Consider the following 15,340-nt stretch of genomic DNA (forward strand, 5'->3'; position numbering starts at 1 on the left):
ACGTCCTCTTCGGCACCACGCTGGCGGGCCGTCCCCCGGAGCTTCCGGGCGCGGAGGCGATGCTGGGCATGCTCATCACCACGCTGCCGGTCCGCATCCAGCTCCCCGACGAGCACGCACCCCTGTTGCCCTGGCTCCAGTCGGTCCAGGCCCAGCAACTGGCGCTCCAGCAGCACCAGCACACGCCGCTGGTCACCGCAGCGGGCTATAGCGACATGCCTCGCGGCACGGCACTCTTCAACACCCTGCTGGTCTTCGAGAACTATCCCGTCGATGAATCGCTGTTGAAGCGCTCCACGGAGCTCGACATCCGCGGCCTGCGGGCTGGGGAGAGCACCCACTACCCGCTCACCGCGTCGGTGATGCCCGGCAGCCAGCTCCAGCTCCACCTGGGCTACGACACGCTTCGCTTCTCGCTGGAAGCGGTGAAGCGCGTGCTGGGCCACTGGCGGCAGGCGCTGGAGTCGTTGGCCCATGCGGGAGCCCGCCTGTCCGACGTGTCGCTCCTCGCGTCCGACGAGCGTGCGCGGCTCCTGGGCGCTCTGAGCGGCGAGGTCCTGGACTTCGAGCGTGACGCCACGCTGCACGGGATCTTCGAAGCGCAGGTGGCCCGCACGCCGGACGCGGACGCCGTGGCGTTCGAGGGCATGACGCTGTCCTTCCGGCAGCTCGATGCCCGAGCCAACCAGCTCGCCCGACACCTGCGCTCGCTGGGCGTGGGCCCGGAGGTGACGGTGGGCTTGTGCCTGGAGCGCTCGGCGGAAGCCATCGTCGCGCTGCTGGCCGTCCTCAAGGCCGGGGGCGCCTTCGTCCCCCTGGATCCGATGGCGCCCGCAGCGCGCAAGTCGTTCCTGCTGGGGGACTGCGGCGCCTCCGTGCTGCTCACCTCGCGGGCGCAGGCGGAGACGTGGCGGCCCGACGTGGCGCACGTGGTGCGGCTGGACTCCGAGCAGGAACAGGCGCACCTGGCATCGCTCTCCTCGGACGCGCTGCCGCCGTCGGCCCGTCCAGAGGGCCTTGCCTACGTCATCTACACGTCAGGCTCCACCGGCACGCCCAAGGGCGTGATGGTGCGGCACCGCTCCGTGCTCAACCTGCACCGGTCGCTGACGCGGACCATCTACGCGGGCTTGCCGCGAGGCCAGCGCATCACCCTCAACGCGCCGCTGTATTTCGACGCCTCCATCGAGCAGGTCATCCAACTGCTGGACGGCCACTGCCTGTGCATCGTCCCCGAGGACGTGCGCCTGGATCCGGAGCGGATGCTCCCGTGGTTGGAGCAGCGGCGCATCGACGCGCTGGACTGTACGCCCTCGCAGCTCAAGCTGCTGCTGGCCGCCGGCCTGCTGGAGCGCGCCTGGGTACCGTCCCTGTTGTCCATCGGCGGTGAGGCGCTGGACGAGGTGACGTGGCGGAAGCTGGCCACGACGAAGCGCACGCGCGCCTTCAACGGCTACGGCCCCACCGAGTGCACCGTCGACGCCACGACATCCCCCCTTCAAGGCGCCACCCAGACGGTTCCCGTCATCGGTCGGCCCGTCCACAACCTGCGCGCCTATGTGCTCGACGAGCGTCAGCGCCTGGTGCCCTTCGGCATGTCGGGCGAGCTGTGCTTCTCAGGCGAAGGCGTCGCGCGCGGCTACCTGGGCCGCCCGGCCCTCACCGCGGAGCGCTTCCTGCCGGATCCGTTCAGCCCCGAGCCCGGCGCGCGGCTGTACCGCACGGGCGACAAGGCCCGGTGGCGCGAGGATGGGACGCTGGAGTTCATGGGCCGCCTGGACTTTCAGGTGAAGCTGCGCGGCTACCGCATCGAGCTGGGCGAAATCGAAGCCACCCTGCGCAGCCACCCGGGCATCCGGGACGCGGTGGCGCTGGTGCGCGAGGACGTGCCCGGCGATGCGCGGCTCGTCGCCTACGTGGCGCCGGAGGTGGACACCGCGCCGCTGCGTGAACACCTGCGCAAGCACCTGCCCGAGTACATGGTGCCGGCCGCCATCATGGCCCTGCCCGTCCTGCCGCTGACGCCCAATGGCAAGGTGGACCGCAAGGCGCTGCCCGCGCCGGAAGCGTCGCAGCTCGGCGCGAGCACCTACGTGGCGCCGGAGACGCCCACCGAGGTCGCGCTGGCAGCGCTGTGGAGTGAAGTGCTGCGCGTGCCCGCCGTGGGCCGTCACGACAACTTCTTCGAGCTGGGTGGCCACTCGCTGCTGGCCACGCAGGTGGTCTCACGCATCCGCTCCACCCTGGGGGTGGAACTGCCGCTGGGAGATCTGTTCAGCGCCCCCACCGTGGCGGAGCTGGCCGCGCGGCTGACCCATGCGGCTCGCGCCAAGTCGCCGCCCCTGGTTCGCGCGGACCGGACGTCGGCGCCGCCGCTGTCGTTCGCGCAGCAGCGCCTGTGGTTCATCGACCAGTTGGAGCCGGGCACCACGCTCTACAACATGCCGCTGCCGCTGCGGTTCACCGGAGCGGTGGACGAAGGCGCGTTGCGCAAGAGCCTGGACGCGCTGATGGCGCGGCACGAAGCGCTGCGCACCACGTTCCGCGTGGAAGCGGGCCAGCCCGTGCAGAACATCCACGCCGAGGCCACCGTGCCCTTCGAGTCCGTGGACCTCACGGACATCGCGGACATGACGGAGCGGGAAGCCGAGGCGAAGCGACGCGGCGTCGCGGAGTCCCGCCGTCCGTTCAACCTGGAGCAGGGGCCGGTCATCCGCGCCCTGCTGATGAAGCTGGACGCCCAGGAGCACGTGCTCGTGCTCCACCTGCACCACATCGTGTCCGACGGTTGGTCGTTGGGCGTGCTCGTGCGCGAGATGACAGCGCTCTACGAGGCCTTCCGCCACGGCCAGGCCCCTGCCCTGCCGGAGCTGCCGGTGCAGTATGCGGACTACGCGGTGTGGCAGCGCAACTGGCTCCAGGGTGATGTGCTGGAGGGGCAGCTCGGCTGGTGGAAGCAGCAGCTCGCGGGTGCATCCCACGTGCTGGACCTGCCCACCGACAAGCCGCGTCCGGCCGTTGCCTCCCGGCGTGGCGACGCGGTGCCGGTGCACCTGTCACGCGTCCTCGCGGAGAAGGTGGAGGCCCTAGCCCAGCGTGAAGGTGCCACGCCCTTCATGGTGCTGCTGGCGGCCTTCCAGTCCGTGCTGCACCGCCACTCCGGTCAGGACGACGTACTGGTGGGCTCGCCCATCGCGAACCGCCGTCATGCGGAGACGGAGGGCCTCATCGGCTTCTTCGTCAACACGCTGGTGCTGCGCGGCAGCTTCGGTGCTCGGCCTTCGTTCCGGCAGCTCGTGGCGCAGGTGCGCACCACGACGCTGGGCGCGTACGAACACCAGGACCTCCCGTTCGAGCGGCTGGTGGAATCGCTTCAGACGACACGTGACCTGTCCCGCACGCCGCTCTTCCAGGTGATGTTCGCGTTGCAGAACGCGCCGCTGCCGGAGCTGGCGCTGCCCGGCCTGTCGGTGAAGGCCGCTGACGTCGGAGGCCGTGGTACGTCGCAGTTCGAGCTGAGCCTGAGCCTCGACCGTGCGGCGGACGGCTTCCTCGGAGTCATCAACTACGCGACGGATCTGTTCGAGCGCTCCACCGTCGAGCGCCTGATGACGCACCTGAGGGTGCTGCTGGAGGCCGCACTGGAGTGGCCCGACGCGCCGCTCGCGGACCTGTCCTTCGTGGGCACGGAGGAGCGTCAGCGACTGCTGGGTGAACTGTCCGGCACCGTTGCGGACTTTGATCGTGAGTCCACGCTGCACGGCCGCATCGAAGCGCAGGTGGCCCGCACGCCGGGCGCGGACGCCGTGGCGTTCGGGGACACGACGCTGTCCTTCCGTCAGCTCGATGCCCGCGCCAACCAGCTCGCCCGACACCTGCGCTCGCTGGGCGTGGGCCCGGAAGTGACGGTGGGCCTGTGCCTGGAGCGCTCGGCGGAATCCATCGTCGCGCTGCTCGCCGTGCTCAAGGCCGGCGGCGCCTTCGTGCCGCTGGACCCGTCAGCCCCCGCCGCGCGTCGCTCCTTCATCCTGGGTGACAGCCGCGCGTCCGTGCTGCTGACCACCCGGGCCCTGGCGGAGGCTTGGACGCCGGAGGTGGGCACCCTCGTGTGCCTCGACGCCGAACAGCAGCCCTGGGCGGAGCTGTCACCCGAAGCACTGGCTTCCGAGGCGGGGCCGGAGAATCTGGCCTACGTGCTCTACACGTCGGGCTCCACCGGCATGCCCAAGGGCGTGGCGGTGCAGCACCGCTCGGTGCTCCACCTGCACCAGGCCTTGTCACGCGACGTCTACGTGCAGCCGCAGCGTGGCCTGCGCGTCAGCGTGAACGCGCCGCTCTTCTTCGACGGCTCCATCAAGCAGGTCATCCAGCTCCTCCACGGGTACTGCCTGTGCATCGTCCCCGGCGAAGTGCGCAAGGACCCGGAGGCGATGCTCGCGTGGCTGGAAGCGCAGCGCATCGACTCGCTGGACTGCACGCCCTCGCTGCTCAAGCTGCTGCTGAACGCGGGGTTGCTGGAGCGTCAGCATGTGCCGGCGCTGATCCTCATCGGTGGTGAGGCGCTGGATGAAGTGACGTGGCGGCGGCTGGCCACGACGAAGCGCACGCGCGCCTTCAACGTGTACGGCCCTACTGAGACCACCGTCAACGCGACGGCCTGGGCCATCCAGGACGCGCCCCAGGTGCTGCCCGTCATCGGCCGGCCGCTGGACAACGTGCGCGCGTACATCCTCGACGAGCAGCAGCACCTGGTGCCCTTCGGCATGCAGGGCGAGCTGTGCCTTGCCGGTGAGGGCGTGGCACGCGGCTACCTGGGCCGCCCGGACCTCACCGCGGAGCGCTTCATCCCCAACCCCTTCAGCACGGAGCCCGGCGCTCGCCTCTACCGCACGGGCGACAAGGCCCGGTGGCGCGAGGATGGGACGCTGGACTTCATGGGCCGCCTGGACTTCCAGGTGAAGCTGCGTGGCTACCGCATCGAGCTGGGTGAAATCGAAGCCACCCTGCGCTCGCATCCGGGCATCCGGGACGCGGTGACGCTGGTGCGTGAGGACGTGCCGGGCGATGCGCGGCTCGTCGCCTACGTGGCGCCGGAGGTGGACACCACGTCCCTGCGCGAGCACCTGCGCAAGCACCTGCCTGAGTACATGGTCCCGGCCGCCATCATGGCCCTGCCCGTCCTGCCGCTGACGCCCAATGGCAAGGTGGACCGCAAGGCCCTGCCCGCACCGGAAGCCTCGCAGCTCGGCGCGAGCACCTACGTGGCGCCGGAGACGCCGACGGAGATCGCCCTGGCCACGCTCTGGAGTGAAGTGCTGCGTGTCCCCACCGTGGGCCGGCACGACAACTTCTTCGAGCTGGGTGGCCACTCGCTGCTGGCCACGCAGGTGGTCTCACGCATCCGGTCCTCGCTGGGCGTGGAGTTGCCGCTGGGCGACCTCTTCCGCGCCCCTACCGTGGCGGAGCTGGCCGCGCGGCTGGCCCACGCCTCCCGCTCCAAGTCGCCGCCCCTGGTTCGCGCGGACCGGACGTCGGCGCCGCCGCTGTCGTTCGCTCAGCAGCGCCTGTGGTTCATCGATCAGTTGGAACCGGGCACCAGTCTGTACAACATGCCGCTGCCGCTGCGGTTCACCGGAGCGGTGGACGAAGGCGCGTTGCGCAAGAGCCTGGACGCGCTGATGGCGCGGCACGAAGCGCTGCGCACCACGTTCCGCGTGGAAGCGGGCCAGCCCGTGCAGAACATCCACGCCGAGGCCACCGTGCCCTTCGAGTCCGTGGACCTCACGGACATCGCGGACCCGGAGGAGCGTCAGGCGGAAGCCACGCGACGCGGCAGCGTGGAATCCCGCCGCCCGTTCAACCTGGAGCAGGGGCCGGTCATCCGCGCCCTGCTGATGAAGCTGGGCGCGGAGGAGCACGTGCTGGTACTGCACCTGCACCACATCGTGTCCGACGGTTGGTCGTTGGGTGTGCTCGTGCGCGAGATGACAGCGCTCTACGAGGCGTTCCGCCACGGCCAGGCCCCTGCCCTGCCGGAGCTGCCGGTGCAGTACGCGGACTACGCGGTGTGGCAGCGCAACTGGCTCCAGGGTGACGAGTTGGAGGCGCAGCTCGGCTGGTGGAGGCAGCAGCTTGAGGGGGCGCCCCACGTGCTGGACCTGCCCACCGACAAGCCGCGTCCGGCCGTCGCCTCCCGGCGCGGAGACACGGTGCCGGTGCACCTGCCACGCGTCCTCGCGGAGAAGGTGGAGGCCCTGGCCCAGCGTGAAGGTGCCACGCCCTTCATGGTGCTGCTGGCGGCCTTCCAGTCCGTGCTGCACCGCCACTCCGGTCAGGGCGACGTGCTGGTGGGTTCGCCCATCGCGAACCGCCATCACGCGGAGACGGAGGGCCTCATCGGCTTCTTCGTCAACACGCTGGTGCTGCGCGGCAGCTTCGGTGCTCGGCCTTCGTTCCGGCAGCTCGTCACGCAGGTGCGCACCACGACGCTGGGCGCGTACGAACACCAGGACCTCCCGTTCGAGCGGCTGGTGGAGTCACTGCAAGCCACGCGTGACCTGTCCCGCACGCCGCTCTTCCAGGTGCTGTTCGTGCTGCAGAACGCGCCGCTGCCGGAGCTGGCGCTGCCCGGCCTGTCGGTGAAGGGCGCCGACATCGATGGTCGCGGCTCGTCGCAGTTCGAGCTGAGCCTGAGCCTCGACCGTGCGACGGATGGCTTCGTCGGTCGCATCGACTACGCGACGGACCTGTTCGAGCACTCCACCGTTGAACGCCTCACCCAGCACCTGCGGGTGCTGCTGGAGGCCGCGCTGGAACGGCCTGACGCGCCGCTCGCGGACCTGTCCTTCGTGGGCATTGAGGAGCGTGCGCGGCTCCTGGGCGAGCTGTCCGGCACCGTCGTGGACTTCGACCGTGAGTCCACGCTGCACGGTCGCATTGAAGCGCAGGTGGCCCGGACGCCGGACGCGGATGCCGTGGCGTTCGGGGACATGACGCTGTCCTTCCGTCAGTTGGACACCCGCGCCAACCAGCTCGCCCGACACCTGCGCTCGCTGGGCGTGGGCCCGGAAGTGACGGTGGGCCTGTGCCTGGAGCGCTCGGCGGAATCCATCGTCGCGTTGCTCGCCGTCCTCAAGGCCGGCGGCGCGTTCGTGCCGCTGGACCCGTCGGCTCCCGCCGCGCGTCGCTCCTTCATCCTGGAGGACAGCCGCGCGTCGGTGCTGCTGACCACGCGGGCCCTGGCGGAGGCGTGGACGCCGGACGTGGGCACCCTCGTGTGCCTCGATGGCGAGCAGCAGCCCTGGACGGAGCTGTCACCCGAAGCATTGGCGTCCGAGGCGGGGCCGGAGAACCTGGCGTACGTGCTCTACACGTCGGGCTCCACGGGCATGCCCAAGGGCGTGGCGGTGCAGCACCGCTCCGTGCTCCACCTGCACCAGGCGATGGCGCGGGACATCTACGTGCAGCCGCAGCGTGGCCTGCGCGTCAGCGTGAACGCGCCGCTGTTCTTCGATGCGTCCATGGAGCAGGTCATCCAGCTCATCGACGGGTACTGCCTGTGCCTTGTCCCGGGCGACACGCGCAAGGACCCGGAGGCGCTGCTCGCGTGGCTGGAGGCCCAGCGCATCGACGCGCTGGACTGCACGCCCTCGCAACTGAAGCTGCTGCTGGACGCCGGGATGCTGGAGCGCACGCACGTTCCGGCGCTGATCCTCATTGGTGGTGAGGCGCTGGATGAAGTGACGTGGCGGCGGCTGGCCACGACGAAGCGCACGCGCGCCTTCAACGTGTACGGACCGACCGAGACCACCGTCAACGCGACGACCTGGGCCCTCCAGGACGCGCCCCAGGTGCTGCCCGTCATCGGTCGACCGCTGGACAACGTGCGCGCGTACATCCTCGACGAGCAGCAGCGCCTGGTGCCCTTCGGCATGCAGGGCGAGCTGTGCCTCGCGGGTGAAGGCGTCGCGCGCGGCTACCTGGGCCGGCCGGGCCTCACCGCGGAGCGCTTCGTCCCCCACCCCTTCAGCACGGAGCCCGGTGCTCGCCTGTACCGCACGGGCGACAAGGCGCGCTGGCGCGAGGACGGGACGCTGGAGTTCATGGGCCGCCTGGACTTCCAGGTGAAGCTGCGTGGCTACCGCATCGAGCTGGGTGAAATCGAAGCCTCCCTGCGCAGTCACCCGGGCATCCGCGACGCGGTGGTGATGCTGCGTGAGGACGTGCCGGGCGATGCGCGGCTCGTCGCCTACGTGGCGCCGGAGGTGGACACCACGTCCCTTCGTGAGCACCTGCGCAAGCACCTGCCCGAGTACATGGTGCCTGCCGCCATCATGGCCCTGCCCGCCCTGCCCCTGACGCCCAACGGCAAGGTGGACCGCAAGGCCCTGCCCGTACCGGAAGCCTCGCAGGTTGGCGCGAGCACCTACGTGGCGCCGGAGACGCCGACGGAAGTCGCCCTGGCCGCGCTGTGGAGTGAAGTGCTCCGCATCCCCGCCGTAGGTCGTCACGACAACTTCTTCGAGCTGGGGGGGCACTCGCTGCTGGCCACCCAGGTGGTGTCGCGCATCCGCTCCACCCTGGGGGTGGAGCTGCCGCTGGGAGACCTCTTCCGTGCGCCCACCGTGGCGGGATTGGCCGCGCGGCTGGCCCACGCCTCTCGCTCCAAGACTCCGCCGCTCATTCGTGCGGACCGGACGTCGGCGCCGCCGCTGTCGTTCGCGCAGCAGCGCCTGTGGTTCATCGACCAGTTGGAGCCGGGCACCACGCTCTACAACATGCCGCTGCCGCTGCGGTTCACCGGCGCGGTGGACGAAGGCGCGTTGCGCAAGAGCCTGGACGCGCTGATGGCGCGGCACGAAGCGCTGCGCACCACGTTCCGCGTGGAAGCGGGCCAGCCCGTGCAGCACATCCACTCGGAGGCCACTGTGCCCTTCGAGTCCGTGGACCTCACGGACATCGCGGACATGACGGAGCGGGAAGCCGAGGCGAAGCGACGCGGCGTCGCGGAGTCCCGCCGTCCGTTCAACCTGGAGCAGGGGCCGGTGATTCGCGCCCTGCTGATGAAGCTGGGCGCGGAGGAGCACGTGCTGGTGCTGCACCTGCATCACATCGTGTCCGACGGTTGGTCGTTGGGCGTGCTCGTGCGCGAGATGACGGCGCTCTACGAGGCCTTCCGTCACGGCCAGGCCCCTGCCCTGCCGGAGCTGCCGGTGCAGTACGCGGACTACGCGGTGTGGCAGCGCAACTGGCTCCAGGGTGACGCGCTGGAGGCGCAGCTCGGCTGGTGGAAGCAGCAGTTGGCGGGTGCATCCCACGTGCTGGACCTGCCCACCGACAAGCCCCGTCCGGCCGTCGCCTCCCGGCGCGGCGACGCGGTGCCCGTGCACCTGCCGCGCGATCTCTCCGAACAGGTGGAGGCCCTGGCGCAGCGTGAAGGCGCCACGCCCTTCATGGTGCTGCTGGCGGCCTTCCAGTCCGTGCTGCACCGCCACTCCGGTCAGGACGACGTGCTGGTGGGTTCGCCCATCGCGAACCGCCATCACGCGGAGACGGAGGGCCTCATCGGCTTCTTCGTCAACACGCTGGTGCTGCGCGGCAGCTTCGGTGCTCGGCCTTCGTTCCGGCAGCTCGTGGCGCAGGTGCGCACCACGACGCTGGGCGCGTACGAACACCAGGACCTCCCGTTTGAACGGCTGGTGGAGTCACTGCAAGCCACGCGTGACCTGTCCCGCACGCCGCTCTTCCAGGTGCTGTTCGTGCTGCAGAACGCGCCGCTGCCGGAGCTGGCGCTGCCCGGCCTGTCGGTGAAGAGCGCCGACATCGGGGCCCGTGGCTCGGCGCGGTTCGAGCTGAGCCTGAGCCTCGACCGTGCGGCGGACGGCTTCGTCGGATTCATCAGCTACGCGACGGACCTGTTCGAGCGCTCCACCGTCGAGCGCCTCATCCAGCACCTGAGGGTGCTGCTGGAGGCCGCGCTGGAGCGGCCCGACGCGCCGCTCGCGGATCTGTCCTTCATGGGCGCGGAGGAGCGTCAGCGGCTGCTCGGCGACCTGAGCGGCACCGCCGCGGACTTCGACCGTGAGGCCACGCTGCATGGCCGCATCGAAGCGCAGGTGGCCCGCACGCCGGACGCGGACGCCGTGGCGTTCGAAGGGACGACGCTGTCCTTCCGTCAGCTGGATGCCCGAGCCAACCAGTTGGCCCGATACCTGCGCTCGCTGGGCGTAGGCCCGGAAGTCACCGTGGGCCTGTGCCTGGAGCGCTCGGTTGAATCCATCGTCGCGTTGCTCGCCGTGCTCAAGGCCGGCGGCGCCTTCGTGCCGCTCGACCCGTCGGCTCCCGCCGCGCGTCGCTCCTTCATCCTGGAGGACAGCCGCGCGTCCGTGCTGCTGACCACCCAGGCCCTGGCGGTGGCGTGGACGCCGGAGGTGGGCACCGTCGTGTGCCTCGACGCCGAGCAGCAGCCTTGGACGGAGCTGCCGACGGACTCGCTGGCTTCCGAGGCGGGTCCGGAGAATCTGGCCTACGTGCTCTACACGTCGGGCTCCACCGGCATGCCCAAGGGCGTGGCGGTGCAGAACCGCTCCGTGCTCCACCTGCACCAGGCCTTGTCACGCGATGTCTACGTGCAGCCGCAGCGCGGCCTGCGCGTCAGCGTGAACGCGCCGCTCTTCTTCGACGGCTCCATCAAGCAGGTCATCCAGCTCCTCCACGGGTACTGCCTGTGCATCGTCCCCGGCGAAGTGCGCAAGGACCCGGAGGCGATGCTGAGTTGGCTGGAGGCCCAGCGCATCGACGCGCTGGACTGCACGCCCTCGCTGCTCAAGCTGCTGCTGAACGCCGGGTTGCTGGAGCGTCAGCATGTGCCGGCGCTGATCCTCATCGGTGGTGAGGCGCTGGATGAAGTGACGTGGCGGCGGCTGGCCACGACGAAGCGTACGCGCGCCTTCAACGTGTACGGACCGACCGAGACCACCGTCAATGCGACGGCCTGGGCCCTCCAGGACGCGTCCCAGGTGCTGCCCGTCATCGGGCGGCCGCTGGACAACGTGCGCGCGTACATCCTCGACGAGCAGCAGCGCCTGGTGCCCTTCGGCATGCAGGGCGAGCTGTGCCTTGCCGGTGAAGGCGTCGCGCGCGGCTACCTGGGCCGGCCGGACCTCACCGCGGAGCGCTTCATCCCCCACCCCTTCAGCACGGAGCCCGGTGCGCGGCTGTACCGCACGGGCGACAAGGCCCGGTGGCGCGAGGATGGGACGCTGGACTTCATGGGCCGCCTGGACTTCCAGGTGAAGCTGCGCGGCTACCGCATCGAGCTGGGTGAAATCGAAGCCTCCCTGCGCAGCCACCCGGGCATCCGGGACGCGGTGACGCTGGTGCGCGAGGACGTACCGGGCGATGCGCGGCTCGTCGCCTACGTGGCTCCGGAGGTGGACACCGCGCCGCTGCGTGAACACCTGCGCAAGCACCTGCCCGAGTACATGGTGCCTGCCGTCTTCATGGCCCTGCCCGCCCTGCCGCTGACGCCCAACGGCAAGGTGGACCGCAAGGCCCTGCCCGCACCGGAAGCCTCACAGGTCGCCACGAGCACCTACGTGGCGCCGGAGACGCCGACGGAAATCGCCCTGGCCGCGCTCTGGAGCGAAGTGCTGCGCGTCCCCAGGGTGGGACGGCACGACAACTTCTTCGAGCTGGGCGGTCACTCACTGTTGGCCACCCAGTTGGTCACCCGCGTGCGTGCCCACTTCCAGGTGGAGCTGCCCCTTCGCGCGTTCTTCGAGCGGCCCACCGTGGCCGAGCTGGCCGCGCTGATCGACTCGTTCCAGGGCCCGGATGGCACGGGAGCGTCCCTGCCTCCGCTGGTCCGGGCGGAGCGTCCGGAGGTGATTCCCCTCTCGTTCGCCCAGCAGCGGCTGTGGTTCATCGAGCAGCTCGGCACGGCGGGCACCGCGTACAGCGTGCCGGTGTCGTTGAAGCTCGAAGGCTCGCTGGACACCGTCGTGCTCCTGGCGGCGTTCGACGAACTGGTGCGCCGTCACGAAGTCCTGCGCACCACCTTCCATTCGGATGAGGGCGCGCCTTCGCAGGTCATCCATCCGCCCTTCCCCATGCCCCTGCGGCACGTGGATCTCACGGTCGTGGCGCAGAGGGAGGCGCGTGAAGCCGAGGCCCATCGGCTCGCACTCGAGGAGGCTCGGACTCCGTTCGATCTGGAGCAGGGCCCGCTGCTCCGCGTGCTCCTGTTGAAGCTGGCCCCCACGGAGCATGTGCTGGTGCTGACCAAGCACCACATCATCTCCGACGGTTGGTCCACGGGCGTCCTGGTGCGGGAGATGGGCGCGCTCTACACGGCCTTCTCCCAGGGGCTGCCGTCGCCCCTGCCGGAGCTGGCGGTGCAGTACGCCGACCACTCGCTCTGGCAGCGCGGCTGGCTCCAGGGAGAGGTGCTGGAGCAGCAGCTTGGTTACTGGCGCGGGCAGCTCGGCGGTTCCGCGCCGTACCTGGACCTGCCCACGGACCATCCGCGTCCGGCGAAGCAGTCCTTCCAGGCGGCGAAACAAGATGTGGTGCTTTCGCGCGAGCTGAGTGAAGCGCTGGAGACGCTGGCGAAGCAGGCGTCCGCGACGCCGTACATGCTGCTGCTGGCGGCCTTCAAGCTGCTGCTGCACCGGTACTCGGGCCAGGAGGACGTGCTCATCGGTTCGCCCATCGCGGGCCGGCGTCACGCGGAATCCGAAGCCCTCATCGGCTACTTCGCCAACACCGTCGTCATCCGCACGCAGGTGGAGCCCTCGCTCACCTTCCGCGAGCTGCTGACGAGGGTGCGCGCCACCACCCTGGGCGCCTACGAGCACCAGGACCTCCCGTTCGAGAAGCTGGTGGAGGACCTGAAGCCCGAGCGCGACCTGCGCCGCACGCCATTCTTCCAGGTGACGTTCACCCTGCAGAACGCGCCGATGCCGGCGTTGATGCTCCCGGAGTTGACGCTCCGGGGATTGGACATGGACGCGGGCAGCATCCTCTTCGACCTGCAACTCATCATGGTCCGGGGGCCCGACGGCTTCGACGGAACGCTGCTCTACAACACGAGTCTGTTTGCCCCCGAGACGGCGGCTGGCATGGTCCAGCGCCTGCGGCTGCTGCTGGAGTCCGCCGTCCGCGCACCGGACACGCGGCTGTCCGGGCTGTCCCTGCTCACCCCCGAGGATCGCCGTCAGGTCCTCGTCGAGTGGAACCGCACGTCCCGTGAGTACCCGCGAGACGCCTCCGTGGCGGGGCTCTTCTCCGCCCAGGCCGCGCGCACGCCGGATGCGGTCGCGCTGAAGTCCGGTGAGAAGACGCTGAGCTACGCGGCCCTGGACCGCGCCTCCAATCAAGTGGCGCACCACCTGCGCCGCTCGGGCGTGAGGCCCGGAGACCGGGTGGGCCTGTGCCTGGAGCGCTCGTTCGAGCTCATCGTCGGCATGCTGGGCATCCTCAAGGCCGGTGCGGCGTACGTGCCGGTGGAGGCGAAGTACCCGGCGGACCGCATCGCGTGGATGCTCCAGGAGGCGGGCGTCAGCGTGCTGGTGACGCAGGAGTCGCTGGCGGATGAGCTGCCGGCGGTGACGGACCTCCAGGTGCTCCTGGACGCGGACGCGGCGGTGCTCGCGAAGCAGCCGGAGACGCCGCTGGAACTGGAGGTGCCGGCCGAAGCGCTGGCGTACGTGATGTTCACGTCGGGAAGCACGGGGCGCCCGAAGGGCGTCAGCGTGCCCCAGCGCGGCATCGTGCGGCTGGTGCGTGGCAACGACTTCATCCACTTCGGGCCGGAGGAGGTCTTCCTGCAACTGGCGCCGGTCGCGTTCGACGCGTCCACGCTGGAAGTGTGGGGAGCGCTGCTCAACGGCGCGAAGCTGGTGCTGGCCCCGGCGAAGGCGCTGTCCTTCGAGGAGACGGGGGCGCTGCTCATCACCGAGGGCATCACCACGCTGTGGCTGACGGCCGCGCTCTTCGAGCAGATGGTCATCCACCAGGGCGAAGCGCTGGCGGGCGTGCGGCAGGTGCTGGCGGGTGGCGACGTGCTGCCCGTGGAGCGCGTGCGTGAGCACCTGGCGCGGATGCCTTCGGGCGCCGTGCTCGTCAACGGCTACGGCCCCACGGAGAACACCACGTTCTCCGCCACGTATGCACTGGGCGCTGGTGACAGCGTGGGCCTCTCCGTGCCCATCGGTCGGCCGCTGGCGCAGTCCACCGCGTGGGTGCTGGATGCGGCCCTCCAGCCCGTGCCGGTTGGCGTGCCGGGTGCGCTGTACGTCGGAGGCGACGGCCTGGCGTGGGGCTACCTGAAGCGTCCGGACCTGACGGCGGAGCGCTTCATCCCCCACCCCTTCGCCACCGAGCCGGGAGCGCGGCTGTACAGCACGGGCGACCGGGTGCGCTGGCAGGCGGACGGGACGTTGGAGTTCCTGGGCCGCACGGACTTCCAGGTGAAGATCCGCGGCTTCCGCATCGAGCCGGGCGAAGTCGAGGCGGTGCTGCGCCAGTCCTCGCAGGTGCGCGAGGCGGTGGTCCTGGTGCGCGAGGACGTGCCCGGAGACAAGCGACTCGTGGCCTACGTCGTGGCCACGGGAGAGGGTTTCGATCCTGGCGCGCTCAAGGCGCTCACCCAGAAGCAGTTGCCCGAATACATGGTCCCCACGGCCTGGGTGGAGCTGTCCGCCCTGCCGCTCAACGCCAACGGCAAGGTGGACCGCAAGGCCCTGCCCGTGCCGGAGGCGCCGCGCGCCTCCGATGCGGAGGTGGTCGCGCCGCGCAACGCAATGGAGACCGCGCTCGCCGCCATCTGGGCGGAGGTGCTGCACCTGGAAGCCATCGGCATCCACGATGACTTCTTCGAACTGGGCGGCCACTCGCTGCTGGCCACGCAGGTGGTCTCACGCATCCGCTCCACCCTGGGCGTGGAGCTGCCGCTGGGAGACCTCTTCGGCGCTCCCACCGTGGCCACCCTGGCCGAGAAGCTGGGCAGCGCCCGTCGCACGCAGGCCCCGCCGCTGGTGCGCACCGAACGCACCACCGCGCCGCCGCTGTCGTTCGCGCAGCAGCGGTTGTGGTTCATCGACCAGTTGGAGCCGGGCACCAGCCTGTACAACATGCCGCTGCCGCTGCGGCTGAGCGGCGCGCTGGACGAAGGCGCGTTGCACAAGAGCCTGGATGCGCTGATGGCGCGGCATGAAGCGTTGCGCACCACGTTCCGGGTGGAGGCGGGCCAGCCCGTGCAGCACATCCACTCGGAGGCCAGCGTGCCCTTCGAGTCCGTGGACCTCACGGCCATCGCGGACGACACGGAAAGGCAGGC

At 70.3% G+C, this 15,340-nt stretch carries 1 protein-coding gene (cut by a window edge); it reads left to right on the forward strand.

Translation table 11 applies throughout. The annotated features are described in order from the left end of the window. Window positions 1-15,340 carry part of the coding region annotated (locus tag OV207_RS36325) for a non-ribosomal peptide synthetase (RefSeq protein ID WP_267559677.1) on the forward strand (this coding region is incomplete at its 5' end). Its footprint extends 13,204 nt past the window's final position, so 15,340 of the 28,544 annotated nt are shown.

The sequence above is a fragment of the Corallococcus sp. BB11-1 genome, from assembly GCF_026626625.1.
Lineage (GTDB): Bacteria > Myxococcota > Myxococcia > Myxococcales > Myxococcaceae > Corallococcus > Corallococcus soli.